This is a genomic window from Sphingomonas sp. IW22 (assembly GCF_041321155.1).
Classification (GTDB): Bacteria; Pseudomonadota; Alphaproteobacteria; order Sphingomonadales; family Sphingomonadaceae; genus Sphingomonas.
Genome location: NZ_JBGGWB010000032.1, coordinates 1 through 1,301, shown reverse-complemented (window position 1 = coordinate 1,301; position 1,301 = coordinate 1). Strand labels below are relative to the sequence as shown.

The window sequence follows — 1,301 nt, the reverse complement described above, 5'->3', positions numbered from 1 at the left end:
TATATATACAGTCTGTTACATTAAATTGTCCAGTACAAAAATTCAATACTTTTTCAATATTATTTTTCAGATTATTTATAGTTGTCAATTCTTATTTAAATTTCTGTAATTCATTTTGTTAAACCATGTAAGTGTTTTATGCTTTATAATTCAGCTAGAATATTAGTTTAGTTTAATTTCCAGTATATTCGTCAAATTATGCGCGGTTTCGATTTAACACCTTTTGACAAAGGACAGATTTATGCATTACGCAAACATGCCGAATGGCCATATGAACAGATAGCCAGTACTCTTAATTTGACACTGTCTGCTGTCAGTAAATATTGCCAGCGAAACATCAATAATCATCTGCCACATGAAGGAAACCGTATCAATTGTAAGAGACCGCGAAAAACAACAGATAGGTTTGACAGACATATTGTGAGATATGTCGAACAACATCCGTTCAAAGGAATTCGGCAAGTAGCATCAGACTTATCCGCAATCCAAAATTTATCATATGGCACGATCAATCGCCGCTTGAAGGAAACTGGTCTTCTTTCTTTTTCTCCAGCACACAAGCCCTTCCTTTCAAAGGCTCACAAAGCAGCGCGTTTGGTCTGGGCACAACAGCATCGCCAAACAACCTGGTCAGCAGTCATCTTCAGTGATGAATCAAAGTTCCAGATGAATAATAGACAACAGTTCGTACGGCGTAGGAAAAACACTAGACTGCAGGATCGGTTTGTTAATCATCTTCCAAACAGAAGTTCATGTCACTGCATGGTGTGGGGATCGTTTTGTAGAAATGGTTACAGTGATTTGGTTAGAATCCAACATCGGCTTAATTCTGAAGGCTATGTTGAACTATTAGAACAGAATCTCCTTCCTTTAGTCGATCAAATGAACAACATAGAATTCTACCAGCAAGACAATGCACCAATCCATACTGCCAAATTTACAAGAGATTGGTTCGATGATCATGACTTACCTCTTCTGCCGTGGCCAGCAATCAGTCCCGATGCTAACCCCATCGAAAATGTGTGGGGGCGCATGAAACACCAGCTTCATTATATGCTCATAAAGCCAACTACATCTGATGCCCTGTTCAGCACCTGTCAGGATTTGTGGAGCACTATCATGGGAGAAGAGAATTACCGGTACAGCCTTGTAGATTCTATGGAGCGAAGACTTTCCGCAATAATCGATGCAGCTGGAGGATATACCAAATATTAACGACATATTGTTTTCTGTATAAATATATATAATATAAATGTTGTAATTTTTTGTACTGGACAATTTAATGTAACAGACTGTATATA

Annotated in this window: 1 protein-coding gene; it reads left to right on the top strand. The window is 38.0% G+C overall.

Translation table 11 applies throughout. The annotated features are described in order from the left end of the window. Window positions 1–198 precede the first annotated feature (198 nt). Complete coding sequence (locus ACAX61_RS19540; RefSeq protein WP_370716206.1) at window positions 199–1,215, top strand: transposase; 1,017 nt, start codon at window positions 199–201, stop codon at window positions 1,213–1,215. The last annotated feature ends 86 nt before the right edge of the window (window positions 1,216–1,301 follow it).